Annotated in this window: 15 protein-coding genes and 1 tRNA gene; 7 read left to right on the top strand and 9 right to left on the bottom strand. The window is 49.7% G+C overall.

The window, feature by feature from the left end:
- Positions 1-5: 5 nt before the first annotated feature.
- A complete protein-coding gene (locus DEF47_RS05525) occupies positions 6-1,295 on the bottom strand; it encodes an ABC transporter substrate-binding protein (RefSeq protein ID WP_012191557.1) in 1,290 nt (429 codons plus the stop codon).
- A gap of 213 nt (positions 1,296-1,508) precedes the next feature.
- A tRNA-Glu gene (locus tag DEF47_RS05520) sits at positions 1,509-1,585 on the bottom strand.
- Positions 1,586-1,830: 245 nt separating this feature from the next.
- On the opposite strand from DEF47_RS05520, the gene glnA reads away from it, so the two are divergent.
- From glnA to DEF47_RS05490, 6 genes are all read left to right on the top strand, one after another.
- Positions 1,831-3,165 (top strand): type I glutamate--ammonia ligase, encoded by a 1,335-nt coding sequence (gene glnA, locus DEF47_RS05515; protein ID WP_012191556.1) that lies wholly within the window; start codon positions 1,831-1,833, stop codon positions 3,163-3,165.
- Positions 3,166-3,386: 221 nt separating this feature from the next.
- Entirely contained in the window at positions 3,387-4,058 is a 672-nt protein-coding gene (locus DEF47_RS05510) for a metal-dependent transcriptional regulator (RefSeq protein ID WP_012191555.1), read from the top strand.
- A gap of 71 nt (positions 4,059-4,129) precedes the next feature.
- Entirely contained in the window at positions 4,130-5,047 is a 918-nt protein-coding gene (locus tag DEF47_RS05505) for a metal ABC transporter solute-binding protein, Zn/Mn family (protein WP_012191554.1), read from the top strand.
- 267 nt (positions 5,048-5,314) lie between these two features.
- Positions 5,315-6,061: a metal ABC transporter ATP-binding protein gene (locus DEF47_RS05500; RefSeq protein WP_012191553.1), complete on the top strand. Its 747-nt coding sequence runs from the start codon at positions 5,315-5,317 to the stop codon at positions 6,059-6,061.
- Positions 6,058-6,978: a metal ABC transporter permease gene (locus tag DEF47_RS05495; protein ID WP_012191552.1), complete on the top strand. Its 921-nt coding sequence runs from the start codon at positions 6,058-6,060 to the stop codon at positions 6,976-6,978. The genes DEF47_RS05500 and DEF47_RS05495 overlap by 4 nt, the downstream gene beginning before the upstream one ends.
- 4 nt (positions 6,979-6,982) lie before the next feature.
- Positions 6,983-8,098, top strand: coding sequence for a metal ABC transporter permease (locus DEF47_RS05490; protein ID WP_012191551.1), 1,116 nt, complete (start codon positions 6,983-6,985; stop codon positions 8,096-8,098).
- 429 nt (positions 8,099-8,527) lie between these two features.
- On the opposite strand, the gene DEF47_RS05485 is transcribed toward DEF47_RS05490, so the two are convergent.
- Positions 8,528-10,147 (bottom strand): peptidoglycan DD-metalloendopeptidase family protein, encoded by a 1,620-nt coding sequence (locus DEF47_RS05485; protein WP_012191550.1) that lies wholly within the window; start codon positions 10,145-10,147, stop codon positions 8,528-8,530.
- 222 nt (positions 10,148-10,369) lie between these two features.
- Here DEF47_RS05485 and DEF47_RS05480 point away from each other — a divergent pair, with 222 nt between their 5' ends.
- Positions 10,370-10,612: a hypothetical protein gene (locus DEF47_RS05480; RefSeq protein ID WP_041304788.1), complete on the top strand. Its 243-nt coding sequence runs from the start codon at positions 10,370-10,372 to the stop codon at positions 10,610-10,612.
- A gap of 37 nt (positions 10,613-10,649) precedes the next feature.
- On the opposite strand, the gene DEF47_RS05475 is transcribed toward DEF47_RS05480, so the two are convergent.
- From DEF47_RS05475 to DEF47_RS05450, 6 genes are all read right to left on the bottom strand, one after another.
- Positions 10,650-12,509 (bottom strand): DUF262 domain-containing protein, encoded by a 1,860-nt coding sequence (locus DEF47_RS05475; protein ID WP_012191549.1) that lies wholly within the window; start codon positions 12,507-12,509, stop codon positions 10,650-10,652.
- A 226-nt stretch (positions 12,510-12,735) separates the two neighbouring features.
- Positions 12,736-14,379, bottom strand: a complete 1,644-nt coding sequence (locus DEF47_RS05470; protein WP_012191548.1) for a phytoene desaturase family protein — start codon at positions 14,377-14,379, stop codon at positions 12,736-12,738.
- Positions 14,380-14,414: 35 nt separating this feature from the next.
- The gene (locus tag DEF47_RS05465) at positions 14,415-14,966 is read right to left on the bottom strand and encodes a metal-dependent hydrolase (RefSeq protein WP_012191547.1); all 552 of its coding nucleotides are present in this window, start codon (positions 14,964-14,966) and stop codon (positions 14,415-14,417) included.
- A gap of 82 nt (positions 14,967-15,048) precedes the next feature.
- Complete coding sequence (locus tag DEF47_RS05460) at positions 15,049-16,935, bottom strand: tetratricopeptide repeat protein (protein WP_012191546.1); 1,887 nt, start codon at positions 16,933-16,935, stop codon at positions 15,049-15,051.
- Positions 16,925-18,226: a site-2 protease family protein gene (locus DEF47_RS05455; protein ID WP_012191545.1), complete on the bottom strand. Its 1,302-nt coding sequence runs from the start codon at positions 18,224-18,226 to the stop codon at positions 16,925-16,927. Before DEF47_RS05455 ends, DEF47_RS05460 begins: the two co-directional genes overlap by 11 nt.
- Before the next feature lie 805 nt (positions 18,227-19,031).
- The coding region (locus DEF47_RS05450; RefSeq protein WP_287045009.1) for a hypothetical protein at positions 19,032-19,215 on the bottom strand (184 nt) is incomplete at its 5' end.

Here is a 19,215-nt window from a genome sequence, read left to right as displayed (position 1 = left end):
GCAAACTAGGGCTTTTTGTACCAATTATCTAAGCCCTTTTGCAGATCTTGGGCCGCATCTTCAGGCGCAAATGTTCCATCAATCACCCCAACGCTGATCCGCCAGAGTTCGTTTTCGAGGTTTGGCTCGCCGCGTGAGAGAATTTGGTAGGAATTGCGGATTGTCGATTGACACTGTTTGCGCCAATCAACAAAGGTTTGGGCCAAGGGATTTTTCAAGCTCACTGGATAATCCGAGAGGCTGAAGAAGCCAGGCAAGGCATTGCTGAATTCGCCAGCAAATTCTGGCCCAGTCATCCACTCAAGGAAGGTACGGGCTTGAGCCATGTGGGCAGTCTTAGCATTAATCCCAATTCCAATATCGGTATGGTCGCTGATGAAGCATTGATCATTGGCTTTGGCAACCGGAGCTTTGAATGCGCCAAGCTCGAATTTGGCATTTTGGTTGAAATAGCTAATATCCCACGAGCCAGCGGGGTAAATTGCCCCTTTGCCTGAGGCAAACAACATCTGAGCATCGGCATATTTGACTGCTTCAAAGCCATCGGGCAAATAATCGCCCCAGCGTGCCAAATCTTTTAAGGTCGAAACATAGGCCGCATCGGATAATTTGGCGCTGCCATCGATTAGCGCTTTACGGCCATTTTCACCAAACCAATAATTTGGCCCGATGTTTTGGAAGCCCATGGTTGCTGCTTCCCACTGCTCGGCAGTACCCATCACCAATGGTGTATAGCGGCCATCTTGCTTAATTTTATCGAGCACCGCGAAAAACTCATCGACAGTTTTGGGTTCAGTCAAACCTAGCTCGTTAAAAATCGCTTTGTTGTAGATAAAGCCATGGATCACCGAGGCCATTGGCAAGCAAAAGAGCGTCTTGCCATCGTCGGTTTGCCAAGCGCTCTTGGCTACATCGCTAAAATGGGCAATGCCTGGCAAATCGTCGAGTGCAGTCAAATGCCCCGCAGTATACAAGCCTAATGAAACATCAAAAGGCCGGCAGGTGATCAGATCGCCAGCAGTGCCAGCCTCTAGTTTGCTATTGAGCGCTGCGTTGTATTCGGTCGGCGCGGTGGGCCGAAACTCCACATGAATATCAGGATGGCTCTTTTCAAATAGCGGGATAATCTGCTCAGTCCAGACCTTTTGGTCGTCGCTGCGCCAGCTTTCAATCGTCAGCGTGACCCGATTGGGATTGGTGGTAGGAGCTTGGGTTGCGCTGCCGCCACCACACGCGGCTAAAACGGTCGTTAATAGGCTAACCAAAGCGAATTTCCAACGCCATTTGCGAACCATAACGTACTCCTGTCTAGGACGTTGCGGATTATTGAAACTTGTTTGTTGATGATGCGGGCAGCAATGCGATTGAGGACTGAATAAACTTTATTATTTCATTGGATTTAGTAATCAAGACAGTACCATAATCGATTAAGAATTGTCAAGTTTTGGTTAAATGGAGTGTGGGAGGAGTTAAAACAAAGCACTCACTGCGTGGACAGTGAGTGCAAATGGTGACGCATACGGGATTCGAACCCGTGATCTTCACCTTGAAAGGGTGACGTCCTAGGCCGCTAGACGAATGCGCCGTTTGGTTTAGGGCTTGAGTATTCTACTCGTAACGGCGTATTTTGTCAAATGCTGGTTTGCCGTACTTTTACAAGAACCAATTGCCGCTTGAAGCTCCGAGGGGTCAGCGATCAAAGGCTAGGCCAATTCGGGCAAGTTGCCCAAAGTACGAGCAAGTATTTTTGGCTATTTTGCCCTATAATGAGCAAACTCAACTGGGCTATTATGCACAGTGGCTAGGTGTCAGCGAAGGAGCATTCAGGTTATGCCAGTCACAAAAGAAGAAATTTTAGCAAAAATTGTCGAACAAAAAGTCCAGTTTATTAATCTCCAATTTACCGATATTGTGGGGATTATTAAAAATGTGACGATTCCTGTTTCGCAAATTCACGAAGCACTCGACCATGGTGTATGGTTCGATGGCTCATCGATTGAAGGTTTTGCCCGCATCGCCGAAAGCGATATGTATTTGGTGCCCGACCTCAATACCTATGCGGTGATTCCATGGGAGAGCACCGGCGATTATATCACCGCGCGGTTTATTTGCGATGTCTACACGCCTGATGATCAACCATTTGCTGGCGACCCGCGCCATGTGCTCAAACGCACGCTGGCCCAAGCCGCCGAATTGGGCTTTATCTATAATACTGGGCCTGAATTAGAATTTTTCTTGTTTAAACCAGGCCCGAACGGCGAGTTGATTCCGTTGCCCCACGATGCAGCGGGCTATTTTGATGTTTCAACTGATTATGCTACCCATATTCGCCGCCAAATGGTAGCTTCATTGCAAACCTTCGGGATCAAAGTCGAAGCGAGCCATCATGAAGTAGCGATTGGCCAGCATGAAATTGATTTTGAATATGGCGATGCCTTGACCACCGCCGATCATACCGTCACCTTTCGCACGGTACTGAAGGCAATTGCCCAATTAAATGGCTTGCATGCCACTTTTATGCCCAAGCCAATTGCTGGGATCAATGGGTCGGGTATGCATGTTCATCAAAGTTTGTCATCGATCGTAACGGGTCGCAATGAGTTTCATGATCACGAAACCAACAATTTATCGTTGTTGGCGCAGCATTTTACCGCAGGCTTGCTTGACCATGCCTTGGGCATGACCGCCGTGCTGGCTCCGCTGGTCAACTCCTATAAACGGCTTGTGCCTGGCTATGAAGCACCAATTTATGTTAGTTGGGGCCGTACCAACCGATCAGCGCTCGTGCGCATTCCGCGCATCAGTGCTGGCCGCTCGAACCAAGCCACGCGGATTGAGTTGCGCTGCCCCGACCCATCGGCCAACCCCTATTTGGCCTTCTCGGTGATGTTGGCTGCTGGCCTTGATGGGATTAAGCGTAAACTCATGCCACCACCCTCAGCCGAAGAAGATTTGTACCACGTTGACCCAATTGCCCGTGGCCTGAAAACCTTGCCTGTTTCCTTGGGCGAAGCTTTGGAAGAATTAAAACGTGATAGTGTGATCCAAGAAGCTTTGGGTGAACACATTTACGAGCGCTATATCGAGGCCAAAACCCAAGAATGGGATGCCTACCGCCGCCACGTCTCGCAATGGGAGCTTGATCGCTATTTGCCAATTTATTAGCAATTGGGGATCAGTTGTTGGGGATCGGGGATCGGAGTAAAGCCACTAAGGATAATGAGGCTATCGGCTATGGGATGTAGGGATCATTGAAATCCTACGAATGTTCTGATCGCCGATAGCCAGCTGTCTGACCGAATCCTCACACGTTTGATAACCACTTGACATTTAACCTCAATCAACTTTATACTTAGGTGGTACCTAAAAGAAAGGATTGATAGGTTATGCGAATTACGGCAGGCGTACAAGATTATGTGAAAGCAATTTATACCCTTCAACAAGAGGAAGCGCCTGTCTCCAACGGTCGGCTGGCTAGTTACTTCGGGTTTAGTGCGCCCACCATCACCGAGATGCTCAAAAAGCTCGAGAGTTTAGAATTAGTCGATTATCAGGCTCGTTATGGGGTGCGGCTCACCGAGATTGGCGAGAAAATCGCGCTTGAGATGATTCGTCACCATCGTTTGCTGGAACTCTATTTGGTGCAAGCCCTTGGCATGTCGTGGGATGAAGTTCACGATGAGGCCGAAGTGTTGGAGCATGTGCTCTCTGAAGCGCTGGAAGAACGAATTGCCGAATATTTGGGGCATCCCCAATTTGATCCCCATGGTTCGCCCATTCCGGCCCGCGATGGCAGTATTCCGCAGCGTGATTCATGCTCATTGGCTTTGTTGGAGCTGAATCAAATTGCGCGGATCGTCGAGGTTGAAGATCGTGATGCTGCTCGTTTGCGCTACCTGGCGGATCTAGGTTTAACTCCCAACAACGTTATTACAATTATTGCCCGAGCACCGTTTGATGGCCCATTGACCTTGTGGGTTGGTGCTGAGCAAACCCAACAGGTGCTTGATTCACGCTTGGCAACGCGCATTCAAGTGCAAATCGAGCGTTCAATTTAGACGCTCTTTTTTACTTACCGCTTTTAGGTATGCCTAAATAATTTATTTTATCATTAAAATGAGGTAGTTCTATGCAACGAAAAAATCTTTTGGTATTGCTGGTATTGCTACTGGTAAGTTGTGGCCCTAGCAGTTTTGCCCAACAAACCAGCGCTAATCCCCCGCTACGGGTAGCGGCAACCGTGGGCATGATTGCCGATGTCGTCAAGCATGTTGGTGGCGAGCATGTCGAAGTGCTTGGCTTGATGGGGCCAGGTGTTGACCCACACCTCTACAAACCCAGCGTTGGCGATGTGCGGATTCTCGATGATGCTGATTTGATTTTTTATGGCGGCTTGGAGCTTGAAGGCCGCATGACCGATATGCTCGAAAAGCTCAATCGCCAAAAACCAACGATTGCCGTCACCAGCCAAATCGATCAAAGCCGCTTGCATGCAACTGGCGGCGAATCTTTCGACCCGCATGTTTGGTTCGATGTAATTTTATGGCGCGATACGATTGCCATCATCGTTGAAACCTTGGCGAGCTATGATCCAGCTCATGCAGCCGATTATCAGCGCAACGCTGCTGCCTACGCCCAAGAACTGACCGCCTTGGATGAAGAAGTTAAGGCCTTGATTGCAACCGTGCCCAGCCAAAGCCGTGTGCTGATTACGGCTCACGATGCCTTTGGCTACTTTGGCTCAGCCTATGGCTTTGAGGTGCGCGGTTTGCAAGGGTTGAGTACGGCTAGCGAAGCAGGGGCAGGCGATGTCCAAAGCCTAGCCGAATTTATTCAAACTCGCCAAATCAAAGCGATTTTTGTCGAATCCAGCGTGCCCCAAACCACGATTAATGCTGTCCAAAAAGCCGTTCAATCACGCGGCTGGGATGTGGCGATCGGTGGCGAGTTGTTCTCCGATGCCATGGGCGATGCTGGCACTGAAGAAGGAACCTATATCGGCATGGTGCGCCATAACGTCACCACGATTGTTAATGCGTTGAAGTAGTGACGAGGGGCCAGTAGTCAGTGGTTAGGTGTAATGGTTCATTGGATGAAAAACCAATTGTAACGTTCCCTCACCCCAACCCTCTCCCACTGCGGTGGGCGAGGGGCGTTCCACCGCTCATGCTCCGGTGGTTCCCCCTCGCCTCGCTCGGCGGGCGAGGGGGGTAGGGGGTGAGGGCATGGCAATCGATGGTAAATCCCACCCAATCATTGTTAACAACCTATCCTTGTAAGTCATTCCTGCCCCCTCATAAAGGAGCCAAACCATATGAACGCTAGTGCAAAACCGCTTGCAATTCACGATTTAACTGTGGCCTACCAAGATAAGCCGGTGTTGTGGGATATTGATTTGAGTGTGCCAACGGGCGTGTTGGCGGCGATTGTTGGGCCAAATGGCGCAGGCAAATCAACCTTGATCAAGGCGACACTTGGCTTGATGCCCGTGGCGGCTGGTACGGTCGAGATGTTTGGCCAGCCCTATGCCAAAGCACGCCGGATGGTTGGCTATGTGCCACAACGCTCCAGCGTCGATTGGGATTTTCCGACTAATGCCTTGGATGTGGTGTTGATGGGAACCTACGGCCAACTCGGTTGGATCAAACGACCCAGCAAAGCCGACCGCGAATGGGCGCTGCATTGTTTAGAGCAACTGGCCATGGCCGATTTTGCCCAACGCCAAATTAGCCAGCTCAGCGGCGGCCAACAACAACGGGTCTTTTTGGCCCGCGCTTTGGCCCAACGTGCCCAACTTTATCTGATGGATGAGCCGTTTGTCGGCGTGGATGCCGTGACCGAACGAGCGATCATCAGCCTATTGCAACAACTGCGCTCGGACGGCAAAACCGTGATCTGCGTGCACCACGACCTTGATTCAGCCCCCGAATATTTTGATTGGGTGGCCTTGTTGAATGTACGCATGATCGCTGCTGGTCCGATGAAAACAATCTGGACACCCGAGAATATTAGCCAAACCTATGGTGGCCGAACCCAAAGCCTGATTCGAGGTGCTGCATGAGTATCTTAGATTTATTTCGCGATTACACCTTGCGCAATGTGGCCTTGGGAGCCATGGTCTTAGGCATTGTCAGCGGCATTTTGGGCTGTTTTGCGGTCTTGCGTCGCCAAGGTTTGCTAGGTGATGCGCTCTCGCATGCCGCTTTGCCAGGCATTGCCATCGCTTATTTATTGACTGGCTCCAAAGCGCCGATTGTGCTCTTGCTGGGGGCGGGCATTGCTGGTTGGGTTGGCACGCTGGTAATCAATCGCATTGTGCGCGATACGCGGATTAGCGAAGATAGCGCCTTGGGGATTGTGCTGAGCGTCTTTTTTGGGGTTGGGATTTTGCTGCTGACCTATATTGCCAAGCGCAACGATGCCAACCAAGCTGGGCTTGATCGCTTTTTGTTTGGCCAAGCAGCGACCTTGGTTGCTACCGACGTGCTAACGATGAGCATTTTGGGTGGTTTGGCACTGGGCTGTTTGGTGTTGCTGTATAAAGAATTTAAGCTATTGGCGTTTGATCCCGCCTTTGCCGCCAGCCTTGGTTTTCCACCCAATCGGCTGGGCATTTTGCTCACCAGTTTGATTGTGGTGGCAATCGTGATTGGCTTGCAAACGGTGGGTGTGGTGTTGATGGCGGCGATGTTGGTGGGGCCAGCGGTTGCAGCGCGTCAATGGACGCATCGATTAAGCGTGATGTTGGTGCTGTCAGGCGTGTTTGGCGCAAGCGCAGGCATCGCCGGAACCATGCTGAGCCTTGGGCAACAGCATGTGCCAACTGGGCCAATGATTATCCTGAGCTTAACCGCAATTGTGACTATTTCACTCTTGTTCGCGCCAGCCCGTGGCTTGGTTTGGGCGAAAATCCGTCAAAACCATTCGCTGAACAACGAGCCACGTAACCGCGAAATTCAGCCAGCCAAAGGAGAATAAGCCAATGAGTAGCACGTTTGCAATTATTCTGACTGGAATTTTGGTGGCGGCTGCCTGTGCCTCGCTTGGCTGTTTTCTCATCTTGCGGCGCATGGCGATGCTGGCCGACGCGATTAGCCATGCGATTTTGCCAGGCTTGGTAGCGGGCTATTTCATTGCGCAAGGCCCAAGTTTATTGGCAGGCTTTTTTGGGGCAGCCTTGGCAGGCCTGATTACCGTAGGCTTGGTTGAGTTGCTCAAAAATACCCAGCGCGTTGGCGGCGAATCGGCAATTGGGATTGTGTTTCCAGCTATGTTTGCCTTGGGAACCTTCCTCGTCTCGAAATATTATGCCGATGTTCACCTTGATGCCGATGCGGTGCTCTATGGCAACATCGAGTTTGTCGGCTTCGACCATTGGTATCTTGGCGAAACCGATTTAGGGCCGCAATCGCTGTGGATCATGGGCTGCTTATGTTTGATCAATTTGATTTTTATTAGTGTGTTTTACAAAGAACTCAAATTGGCTACTTTTGATGCTGGCTTAGCAGCAACCCTTGGCTTTTCGCCAATTCTCATTCACTATGGCCTGATGGCGGTGGTTTCAATTACCACGGTTGGTGCATTTACGGCGGTTGGCGCGATTTTGGTGGTGGCCTTGATGATTGTGCCTGCGGCCACGGCCTATTTGCTGACCGACCGCCTGCCGTGGATGATTGGCTTGGCGATTGCGGCTGGAGCGATTGCCGCAGTTGCTGGCTTTGGCTTAGCCTTTATGCTGAATGGCTCGGTTGCAGGCGCAATTGCCACAGTTACCGGAGTTGAATTTGGCTTGGCCTTGTTGTTCAGCTCCAAACAAGGCTTGGTTGCCCGGGCACAGCGCTTGGCTCGCCAACGAATTCAATTTGCTGCCGATACGCTCTTGGTGCACCTGTTGCAACACGAAGGTAGCCCCGACGCTGCCCATGAAAGCACGATTGACCATTTGCAAAGCGAATTGCAATGGAATAACAAGTTTGCGCAACGAGTGCTTGATCTGGCTCAGCGGCGAAGTTTGGTGCGCTGCCAAGGCCAACAACTTGAACTGACGACCAGTGGGCGTGAACGGAGTCAGCAAGTCTTGCAATTAGGTCGTGGCTAGCACCGCCCTTCCGCTAGCCACGGTTCCCACCTAGCAGAGCCTACTCAATGGCGAGTAGGCTTTTGTTTTGTTGCTTCCTACTCATTGATTGTTAGTTGGAGATTGTTTATTACAGAGGCGTTGTCAATGTGGGTTCAGGAATCAGCAATCTGTCGCAAAGAGCACCAAGGTTAGGGTGTTGCAATAATCATAACTTTCCACAGGATAAATATTTGGGGGTGCAGGGGGATGAAAACCCTCCTGCGTATCCCGCCTTGAGGCGGGACGGAAGGGTGGTGAACAAGGCTTCTATAGGATACATTAAATATTTGGGAATGCAGATGGTGATTGCCGATGAATGAGAATCCAACGGCACGCTGAAACGACCATTGTTGGCAAAAAAAAGCGCCAATGCGATTGGCACTGGCGCTAGCTCAACAGTTGGCTGAATTAGGGTAGGTACTTGAGTGGATTAACTGCGGTACCATCGACCTTGATGGTGAAGTGCAGGTGAACCCCCGTTGAGTAGCCACCGCCAGCTCGATCATAGGTGCTGCCCATATAGCCGATCAATTGGCCTGCCTCGACCTCTTGGCCTTCGGAAACCACTGGATTCGACATCATATGGCCGTATTCGGTGACCATCCCAGAGCCATGGCTGATTTTGACACAATAGCCATAGCCGCTACACCAACCAGCCTCGATCACCGTGCCACGGCGGGCAGCTGAAATTGGCGTGCCCTTGCGGTTGGCAATATCGATGCCGTTATGGAACCGCCCAACGCTAAAGTTGCGATAGCCAAAACCTGAGGTCAAATCGCCATAGGTTGGCCAAACCCAAACTGGTGGTGGTGGTGGCGGCGGCGGAAAGTTATCGGTCTCTTCCAAGGCCGACCAAACTTCCTCGGGGATGCTCACAACTTCGCGGGCAACCCAGGCCACTTCGCCATCACTTTGGCGAATTTTGACCCAAACTTCGTGTTTGGCGATTAATTGTAAACGCTCGCCAGCATTGACCTTGACGATTTTCTCGTAGGCCGTGCCTGGGCCTTCGCGCAAATTGGTGCGATCAGCCAGCACAATTGCGGCGGCTTGTGATTTTTGATTGATTGAATCGATTGCGCCGCGCACTGAAACATTTTGCACTCCCGCCAACGATGCTCCAGGCACGAAAATTTCGCGTCCAGCAATCAAGGCTTGGCCCTGATCTAAGCCATTGGGTGGGAAGGTCATAATTACATCAGCACCAACACTGTAGCGTTCGGCGATATCGGTGATCGTTTCGCCTTCGCTGACTGTGTGTGGAACCCCCGAAACCCGTGGAATTCGCAAGGTTTCGCCGATCGCGACTGGGCCAGTCAAATTATTGGCTGCAATCAACGATTCTGGAGTAATTGTATATTTGGCAGCAATATCGGCGATGGTTTCTTCGTTAGCAACCAAGTGGGTTGCCACAAAGGCCGGGCCACGTTCTGGCGCTGGTTTGATGAGAGCAGGGCCAACATCGACCACAACTTCATGCTCGCCGCCACCAACACTTTGGGGCTGAGTAGCTGAAATTGGGATCACAACCCGTTGGAAATTACCTGCTTCAACTTCATCGACCAACTGGGCCGCAGCTAAAACCTCGGGAATTGCTTGATTAGTGGCATTATCAGAAACTGGATTAAGTGGAAAACCGCGACCCCAAGCCACCACACAGGCGGCCAACAGGATCACACTATGTGCAACCAAACGGCGTTGAAGCTGCAAACGCTGACGCACCGATTGAGCGGCGGCTTTGAATGAGCGCCGTGGTTGTTTTGGCTCAGAAATTGCTTGTGGGGCACGAGTAGGTGTGCCAGCGATTTGCGCTAGCGAAGATCGCGCAATCGAGGCCGCGCGTTGTTCTTGCTTGCGCCGTCGTTGAGCAGAGCGGCCACCACGATTGAGTGACTCAATCCGGCCAGTATCAGATTTTTGGCGAAATGCGGTAGTGGTGTGGTTAGGAGCTGGTAGCAAAATAACTTCGGCGTTGTTTTGCGTTTGTGCCCGTTGAACACGTCGCCGCGGAGTTCGCTTCTCTGTCATGGAACGAAGACTCCTCGAATGGAACTTGGTTGCTGATAGCAATCACGGCTATCGGCATGCATTATGGCATGAATGTGCGTTGCCAAGCCCACGCAGTTATGGCAAGCATAGCCTATGCTTAATACTTTGTCAATTTTTACCCTGCTTGCTGGCCGAGAATGCTCTGTTTGCGTAGGAGAATCTTTGTATAATGAGTTGAGGATTGTGACCCAAGGAGAGAGTATGTATCAAGCGCCACCACCTTATGTTAGGCCCTGGAGTAAAGCTCGAGCGATTATAGTAGGTTTGATTATTTATGCGATTGGGGCAGTCTTAATTCGCTTTGTAATCAAACTATTGCAACATAATAGCCTTCTATTGGGTTTGAGCATCTTTGTGCTGCTTTCACTAATGAATCTTTCGATAGTTAGAATTGTTCAGACCTACAAGCGTTCGCAAAAAAATAATTTTGAATTGGATAGATAAACCGCCAAGTTTCAGGCTTGGCGGTTTGCAGACTAATTTATCCTTCTTGATGCTCGATGCCATCGTCATCAGCCTCGTCGTTGACTTCCAACGTTGCATTGTCGGGTTCGCCGACGGTTTTCCAGCGCTGATTGATCCATATGATCAACTCGTTTCGGCGTTCAGCAAACTCTTTGGGAGTCCAATCGGCAAAGGCCGCGAGTTTACGTTCTTGGCGAATATCAGAATCGCTATAACTAGGACTTAGGCCTGGTTGGCCCTTTTTGCGGGCAAACTCAAAGTTGCTATAGCTGGCATTATTGTGGGTAAGCACAAGATTGGCGATATCGTGGACACTTGCATTGAACGCGGTTTTGTTCCATACGCCATTCCAATGCGAATGTTTTGCTGGATTCTGCGGCAGAATATGCTCAATCGTCGAATCGCTGAGCTGATCCCAGCCAAGTCGTGGTTCGCTATTTTTCCCCTCGGTCGCAAGCAGATGTAACTCATACTCAAACAGGGTGTACCTCAAGCGATTCCGAGTTCTATACCAATCGCTGGGGTTGGCATTGCCGTTGATAAAATCATCTTCAGGTGCATAGTAGCGGGTCAGTTGATGAATCCCGCGCGTAATATCACTGATCAGTTGCGGCTGAGTAAAGATCTCGTATCCCCAACGATAGAAGCTTGATTTACCAGCATTGCTGCGGCGGGCTGCCCAAAGAAATACACGATAGGCATAGCATTCGAGTGCCTTGAGCATGTCGATGTATGCGCCTTCGCTAATCTGCCCTGCTTGGTATTGCTTGCGGGCTGCCACCATCAAGGGCAAGAAATTGGCAATGTTGCCGGTATGCCGAATCTTGCTGAGCCAAATCCGCTCAGCTTCGAATAGCGCTGTGGTGGTGGTTGGATTGATAATGCTGGCATAATGATGTGAAACTTCAGCAAGGCCCATCACAAAGTGCTCGATAAATATTTTTGTCTCGGCCTTCGTGCGTTTACTAAATGTTCTCAGCGGGATGTATTCATCAGCTTTGAAGCCTTCATACCCATGCCAATTGGCTGGGGAATGGCTGCAATAGAGCGTCCAAGCGATGCGTAGACATTGATCTTCATTGTTGCCCGAACTTGCGCCAAGGTTGGTGTAGGTGTCTTTCCAACTGCGATTGATCAGTTTGGTGAGGGTTTCACGATCTGCAAGGTTGTTTTCGTTGCGCGAAACCCAGTGCATTAAATAATTTTTGAGCAGTTCAAGCACCGAAAGATCCTTGCCCCGCGAGTTCATCAACTCGAAGGTCATGCCAATTTCGGCTTCTGATTCGATCACATAGAAGGTAAAATTGAGTTTTTGGGTAATCGCATAATGCAATTCTTTGAGATAAGCGACCCCAGCGCCACCTCGTTGCTGCAACTGCTCGCTAATGTGGTGTTGAAAGCGACGGTGGGCCTCGACGAGCCGATGCTGATGTGGCGACTGAAGCGGGGTATTGACATAGCCTGTCTTTAAAAGATCATAAAAGATGTCGCCAGTTTCATTATTGAGGTTCAGCTTGCAGGTTGCGCCTGCATACAGAAAATCATCAATATCGCGCTCATAGTCCGACTCTCCATGCTGAATCAGTGCGCGAATAATTACTGAAAGATAGAGGCAAGTGGTGGTTAATCGCTGCTGTCCATCAACCACATCAAGCACTTTTAGCTTCTTTCGGCCATATGGTCGCTTTTCAGCGTCGCGGCCTTCGTAAACTACAACGGTTCCAGTATAATGACTGGTCACCTGCTCATCGACCAGGGCATCAATATCTTGTATAAAATCTTTCCACTGTTTTTCTTCCCAAGCATAACCACGCTGATAATCTGGAATTTGGTAGATTGACTCGGCAAACAAACTCGTTAATGTTTTTTTGTTCATAGCACCCTTGTCTTTCAATCAGCACCGATATTTGATTTTAGCATATCGAATGTTGCGATAATTGAAACTATTTTGAGCAAATAAGTACTATTATTGATTAAAAAGTGCTCATATCAATAGTATTTTACGGTTTTTACGAATTGTCCGAACTTGAAAACAGGAACAACAAGTTTAATTTTAAAAGATAAACCGCCAAGCTATAAACTTGGCGGTTTATCGTAGCAATTTACTTCTTCTTGGCCCAAGCCACCACACCTAAAGCGGCAGCCGCCCCGAGCGTCCAGCCAACCCATTGACGTGATGGCTGCTGATCTTTGAGCACGGTTTGGGCGGTGTTGTAACCTGAGGCCGCAAATACGCCGCCACCAGGATGGGTGCTGGCTCCGGTCAAATATAAGCCCTTAATTCCCGCCACGCGGTATTCGGAAAGCTCAGGCAGCGGGCGGAAGGCAAACATCTGATCGAACGACATTTCGACATGCATCACATTACCACGCAACATGCCAAAGGTGCGCTCCAAGGTTAAGGGAGTTTGCACATAGCGGTTGCTAATTTTGCCACGCATATTGGGGGCATAACGATACACGACTTCGAGTAATTTGTCGGCCTCGCGCTCGGCAATGCTATCCCAATCTTCGCCATTACTTAATTGATACGGATGATATTGACCCCACAAAAACAGCGTATGCTTGCCCTTGGGTGCAACATCGGGGTCGATTGCACTAAATGTCATGGCAATTACCGCTGGATCGGTCGCTGGCACGCCGCGATCATAATCGCTAACCGCGCGATTCAGGTAGTCGATCGAAGGGCAAAGCAATTGCAACCCATGATGTGAAGGATGCGGGCGACCACCAGAAGGCGCAGCCAGATAATCGGGCAATTCATCGGCAGCACAGCGCACCGCCATCCCAAAGCCATTGCCAACGCGAATGCGGCCAACCCGCTCGACCAGACCATTTGGCAGTTGCTCAGGCTCAACCAGTTTTAATAAGGTGGTTTGCACATGGGCATTGGAAATAACCGTTGGTGCGGTGTAAGTTTCGCCCGAGGTTAATTGTACGCCGTGCACTACGCCGTTTTGCACCACAATCCGTTCAACTGGGGCATCAAGCAGCAGCGTACCGCCATCACTTTTGAAGCGTGCCGCCATGGCTTGGGTCAACATGCCCGAACCACCACGCGGATGTTTCGCGCCACTTTCATGCAGCATCGCGTGCCAGCCCGCAAAATCGCCGGTGCCAATTTCGTGCGGTGGTGGGCCAGATTGCGCTGCTAGCCATCCCATTGCTGCCCGCATTGCTTCGCTCTCAAAGGTTTCGTTGATCAAATGTCCATACGAGGTAAACAAGCGCCGCAGAATATCCAGCGGATGCGTGCCTTTTTCGCCTTTGAATTGGCCCGTTAGCATTTGGCGGCCTAAGTTGGCAGGCGAAGGTGCTTTGAGAAATACATCGAAAACCCCTTCATTGAGCGGCCCCCACAACGCCACAAATTGGCGATAAGCATGGGCATCCTTGGGTGAAATTTTCTCAATCGAAGCACACGTCTTGTCTAAATCACGCCAAAATTCAATTGCCCCCGAGCCATCGGGCAATGGATACCAAGCAAATGGGTCCATATCAATATATTCAAGCCCAAATTTGTGCAGTTCAAGCTCACGCACTACAGGAGTCAGGTGAATCATAATGTGGGCCGATGAGCCAACATCCATCTTATAGCCACCAAACATGGTTTCGGTGCAAACTGCGCCGCCGACGATCGCTCGTCGTTCGATCACTAGGGTTTTGATTCCGGCCTTTTGCAAATAGCAGGCACAGGTCAAGCCATTATGCCCACCGCCAACCACAATCGCATCAAATTGCGCCATTTTGAGCATCACCCCACACTATTGATATTGTTATGCTACGCATGCATTTGGGCTTTGGACGTATCATACTGCCGTCGTAACCAAGCCAACATCAGGCCAATCCCCAGCCAGGGCAGCCAAATCCAAGTTAATTCAGAAAGCAAGACATTCCAGCCTCGTGCAGAAAAAAGCCGTGCTGCGCTGATCGGAGCCACGGCAATTGGCCGCCAATCGAAGAAAACCCGCTGGCTGCTGAAGGGCCACCACAAGGCCACACCACTCCCGCCGTTGGTTAGCATATCGTAGAGTGGATGGCTGAGCACCGCCAAAAACAGGGTTAAGCCAGCCACCCAGCGTTTGCAACCCAAACGGGGCGCGAAAGACGCGCCCATACTAGCAATAATCGTTGCAAAACCAACTGAATGGGTAAAACCACGATGACTTAATAATGTGCCCCGTGGCATATCCAGCCAAAAACTAATCCCATCGAAATCGGGGCTGATCGCCGCAATCGAAGCACAAATCAGCAATGGACGGCTCATACGCTCACGCCCAAGTGCTAAACCAACTATCAAAGCAGGGGCAACATGACTAAATATGGTTGGCATCGACACCCCCAAATACAAGCAGCCTCAAGGCAGCAACACCTTGAGGCTCAGTATAGCAATGATTTCGCCAACAAATTAGAGTTTAGCCATTAACCTCGTGGGCTTTGGCCAACAAAATCGCTTGTTGACGATCGTGTTCAGCTTCAGCATGGCGTTCGAGCGCTTCCAAAGCGACCGCACGATTTTCATACAGCTCAGCGAGATCGGGTTGGAGGCTGATGGCGGTATTCAAATCGGCCAATGAAGCTTCAATTTCGCCCAACTCGTAGTAGAGAATCGCGCGGTTGGCAAAGGTTGAGGCTTCGCTGGTTTTCAGCTTTAGGCTGGCACTGTAGTCGGCAATTGCCGCCTGAGTTTGGCCCAAACCCTCGTAGCATTCAGCTCGATGATTGAGCGCAACCACATTTTTGGGGTCAATATCGAGCGCTCGGCTGAATGCGCCAATGGCTTTTTCAAAATGTTCTTGAACTTGGTAGCACTGGCCAAGGTTTGTCCAAACTTCGGTGTAGGGTGGGCTAAGCTCGATTGAGCGTTGGTAATCGCGTTCGGCAGCAGCATAATCGCCGATATGCAGATAAATATTGGCTCGCTCATTATAATATTCAGCGTAGTTGGGGTCCATTTCAATCGTCAAGCTATAATATTCGATTGCTTTTGGATAATCTTTGAGCGAATCGTAAACCTGAGCAATATTGTAGAGCAATACCGAGCGATGCAGCTTATGATCTTCGGTATCTAAGCCAGTTTCAAGATTTTTGTAACATTCTTGGCAAATTTCAATCGCTTCCAAGGGGCGTTTTTGGAAGTGACGAATTAATGCTAAACCATTGCGATTGAATGACGATTGAAATAGTTTTTCATGCGCTGGAATATCGGCTTTATTTATCGCTTCAATGCCTAAATCGAGGTAATACTCGGCTTTATCAAAATCGCGTGGCTCGGCAAATCGTGCATGAATCATTGCAATCAGATAATACCAGCTATATAAACGGGCAGGATTATCAGTAATGCTCACCGCAGTTTCGGCAATATCCAAGGCTGGTTCAGCTTGTTTTAGCCCAATATAACAATTGTAGAGCTTTAAGTAGGCACTCAAGCGAAAATCGACGCTCTTGGGAAACTCGTGTTCCATGGCGACTCGCAGTGGCTCGCCATAATACAAGGCATCGGCGTATAAACCACGAGTTGAACAGATCGACAAGCCTTCGTGCATAAAACCCAAGCGTTTGCGTGGCTCGTTGGCGGCAGTTGCCAGCTGAATCAATTGAGGCAGATGCAATTCAATCTCAATTGGATCAAACGTATGCTCACGTTCCAGCACTTCGAGCTGGCGTTTGGCCTCAGCCGGATCGATAACAATCGGCGGATCAGCTTGCCAAGCGCCTTGCACGACCTCAACATGCGCATGCCAGCTGTGATACTCGTTCAGCAATTCTGGCTGGTTGGGTTCAACTAAAAAGCCAATGGTTAAGCTCATGCGTGGGTCGGCACGCCGCAAGAGTTCTTTGAAAAACATGGTTACCAACGAGCCAGCCTGATCAAACTGATCACAAACAATGACCCATGGCTGATCTGGCGCAGTTTGGCGGAATTCATGGACCAAATCAATCAGCCCTTGGACAATCCGAAAGGCGCGATCAGCAGCATAATTGCGGGTGCGCTCTTGGGGATTGCTAATATCGGTGAGGCTTGGGTTGCGCACAGCCAATTCACGTTGCAATTGCGGCAAAACCAAGGCCAACTCATAATCATATTTGACTAATAATTCGGGGGCTTGGGCCTTAATCGCTGGTAATAGCGAGCTAACAAAGCTATTCAAGCCGGCCCAATGGCCCAAATTGGCTCGATTCATGCTGAGCAACCAAGTTCGTGCCGCAGTTTGGTCAGCTAACCATGCTTGAGCAGCCTGAGTTCGTTGCTCGCCAGCATTGCCAACCCAAATGATTAATTGCTTGGTATTAGATGTCATCGACGCTAACCTTTCTGCGGATCAAGCTCCAAAGCCAGAGGAAAATTCCAACAGCTTGGCTAATAAAGATCAAAATGGCTGCCAAAATTGAATCGAGCACCTGCATACCAGCGCTGGCGCTACCAAACATTCGTTCAAATAAAATGCTGGCATAGCTCCATAAAATTGGCAGGGTTAAGAAGAAGAGTGAATAAAACGCCAGCATCCGCCCAATTAGCCAGAAAAAGGCATATCGTTTGATAATCTTGCGCTCACGTTCAGGAATAGCTGCCTGATTATGAACTTCAGCGCGTCCCAATAAACGATTGAAACGATTGATCATATAATTTGCTGTATCGCCCATTAAGTTTGAGCAACGAAGCCATGTCGAGAGGACATAGTAGATGTCGGTGCGCACAAAGAAATAAAATTGAAACAGCAAATTCAGCAGGTAGCTCCACATAAACGCCCGCACCAAGATATAGCCAAAATCAGAAAGATTAATGATTTGGCGTTGATGCATAAATGCGAGGTAGACCATAATTGCTGCACTGAGCAAATCGACAATCATGCCGGCAAAAATTGGTAAAAATCGCAGGTTGCGCTGAATCGACCAAATGCCTGACATATCAGTTTCAGCCACAATCACCCATAAACGTCGCCCAATGCCAAAGCGCACATCGACTCCCCGCGAACGGGCCGCCACCGCATGCCCAAGCTCATGGAAAAAGGTGATCACAAACCCATGCAGCATGATGATCAAGGTAAAGAGCGCCATTTGTTGATCGACGACCATGGCTCGCCAGCCGGCCACAATTGATGGTTGAGCTACAACGATTGCCGCCGCCCCACCAATAAAGAGCGCATAGCAAACCAGTAAGATCGGGCTGAACAACACTTGAGCCAAACGGATTGGAAAGAAGGTAAAGTGAAAGCGTACAGCACGTGGTTGATTGGGGTTGGCGCTAGCAGTAGCAGCAGTTACGGGGGATTGTTGACCAAAACGCACTGTATCGGAATGCAGTGGCTGAACAAAACCTTCAGATTCTAATTGTTCAAGCAAATCGGCCAGATCGGGGATTTCGCCGTAGCGTTCGGCATAGAGGGCTTGGGCTTCACCAACACTCTTGCCCTGCGCCAAATCATCCAAAACCTCGACTGCCTCTTTCGGCAGCATAATAAAATTATTAGTATCAACTCGCCCAATTAATAACTCTTCTTCGCTCTCTTGCTGACGCACAAATGGATACACATCAACAAAGGCTGAAGCAGCATACAAAGGATTCGGCGAAGCAGCAACCATACTCGTCATAGCACCAGACCCACCCTTCTAGTGTTTGGGATTAACCAAAACCTTCTCCTGCTCGCTTACTCACATATTAGCTTGGCCTAATTTTCTAAGATTGGGCCGATGGGGAAACTTGGGTCGCAGCCACCAGCATAGAAGGCAGCGGTGGTTTTGAGGGTTTCTACCTTACGAATAGTAATTTTTTTCATGAGAGTTCTCCTTACGCACACAAAGAATCTGCAATAATCCTATGGTTCAATGAAGATTGGGCCTGGGCCAATCACGATGGGGCCACAACCACCAGCATAGAAGGCAGCGGTGGTTTTGAGGGTTTCGGCCTTGCGAATTGTTAGCTTCTTCATAAAAACACTCCTTACACACGTGTTCCAATTAGTACAAACTAAGGTTCAAGGATTGGGAAAGGACTAATTGGCCCACCACAACCACCAGCATAGAAGGCAGCAGTGGTTTTGAGGGTTTCGGCCTTGCGAATTGTTAGCTTCTTCATAAAAATCCCCCTAAGATGCTTAATGAATCCAAGCCGAAACTAGGGTTGGGCGAAGATTGGGCCACAGCTACCAGCATAGAAAGCGGCGGTGGTTTTGAGGGTTTCAGTTTTGCGAATAACAATCTTTTTCATTGGAAAGCTCCTTTACACACATTAATTCGTCGTCGGTATAGCGCTTACGATTATGGCAAGCGAATTGGGCCACAGCCACCAGCATAGAAAGCGGCAGTGGTTTTGAGGGTTTCGGTTTTGCGGATAGCAAGCTTTTTCATTGGAAAACTCCTTTACACACATTAATTCGTTGTCGGTTAGCGTTTACGATTATGGAAAACGAACCCCACAGCCACCAGCATAGAAAGCAGCGGTTGTTCTGAGCGTTTCGGTTTTGCGGATAGCAAGCTTTTTCATTGGCAAGCTCCTTGGCCTAGTAAAATTATGGGATTTGGCGAGGGGGACCGCCACAGCCACCAGCATAGAAGGCAGCAGTGGTTTTGAGGGTTTCGGC

The sequence above is a fragment of the Herpetosiphon sp. genome, assembly GCF_003512625.1.
Classification (GTDB): Bacteria; Chloroflexota; Chloroflexia; order Chloroflexales; family Herpetosiphonaceae; genus Herpetosiphon; species Herpetosiphon aurantiacus.
The sequence above is the reverse complement of the archived record's forward strand: the minus strand, read 5'-3'. Positions and strand labels throughout refer to the sequence as shown.